This window comes from Dietzia sp. UBA5065, from assembly GCA_002415925.1.
GTDB lineage: Bacteria > Actinomycetota > Actinomycetes > Mycobacteriales > Mycobacteriaceae > Dietzia.
On record DIAZ01000123.1, the window covers coordinates 23,808 to 24,973 of the forward strand.

At 71.7% G+C, this 1,166-nt stretch carries 1 protein-coding gene; it reads right to left on the minus strand.

Features of this window, described 5'->3' with window-relative positions:
- A partial coding sequence (locus tag B4M60_RS09650) for an acyl-CoA dehydrogenase (RefSeq protein ID WP_291082855.1) occupies nucleotides 1-1,166 on the minus strand: 1,166 nt, incomplete at both ends.

A 1,166-nucleotide genomic window follows, 5' to 3' on the forward strand; every position in this document is an offset into this window, starting at 1 on the left:
AGGGCCAGCACCTGCTCCAGCCAGATCCACGCGATCACCACATGCCCGGCGGCCTCGAGGTACTCGGTGGCGTCGGCGAGGAACGCCTCGGGGTCGGTGGCGCCCACCGCGGCCAGGGCGGTGGTGACCTCGATGAGCCGGGTGACCCGCGGCCGCAGCAGCGACGCCAGCTCGGCGAGCTCGCCGCCGGTTCCCGACGCCCGGTCGCACGTCGCGGTGATCCGGTCGGTCAGCGCGGCGAGCCCGGCCCCGCCCCCGGCGAGGACCTTGCGGCCGAGCAGGTCCTGACCCTGGATCCCGTGGGTGCCCTCGTGGATGGGGTTGAGCCGGTTGTCGCGGTAGTGCTGTTCCACGTCGTAGTCGATCGTGTACCCGGCCCCGCCGAGCACCTGCACCGCCAGCTCGTTGGCCTTGAGACACCACTGCGACGGCCACGACTTGGCGATCGGGGTGAGCACGTCGAGCAGCATCGTGGCGACCGCGGACTCCTCCGGTGAGCCGGTCTTGTCGTCGTCGACGAGCCTCGCGCAGTACAGGCCCAATGCCAGCGCGCCCTCCACGTACGCCTTCTGGGCGAGCAGCATCCGCCGCACGTCCGCGTGCCCGGTGAGCATGACCTGCGGGGAGGACGGATCCGCGCCGACCGGCCGGCCCTGGGGCCGGGTGCGGGCGTAGTCGAGCGATTTGAGGTAGCCGGTGTACCCCAGCGCCGTGGCGCCCAGGCCCACGCCGAGGCGGGCCTCGTTCATCATGGTGAACATCTTCTTGAGCCCGGTGTTCTCCTGCCCGACCAGGTAGCCGACCGCGCCCGGCCGGCCGCCGGGCGTGTGCAGGCCCTGGCCGAGGGTGGGCGCGGTGTTGACCGTGCCGCGGAAGCCCATCTTGTGGTTGAGGCCGGTGACGACGACGTCGTTGCGCTCGCCGAGCGAGCCCGCGTCGTCCACCAGGAACTTCGGCACGATGAACAGGCTGATCCCGCGCGTCCCGGCCGGGGACCCGGGGACCTTGGCCAACACCAGGTGCACGATGTTCTCCGCCATCGGGTGCTCGCCGCCCGAGATCCACATCTTCTGCCCGAACAGCCGGTAGGTGCCGTCCGGCTGAGGCTCGGCGCGCGTGGTGATGTCCGCGAGGTTGGAGCCGGCCTGCGGCTCGGACAGGCACAT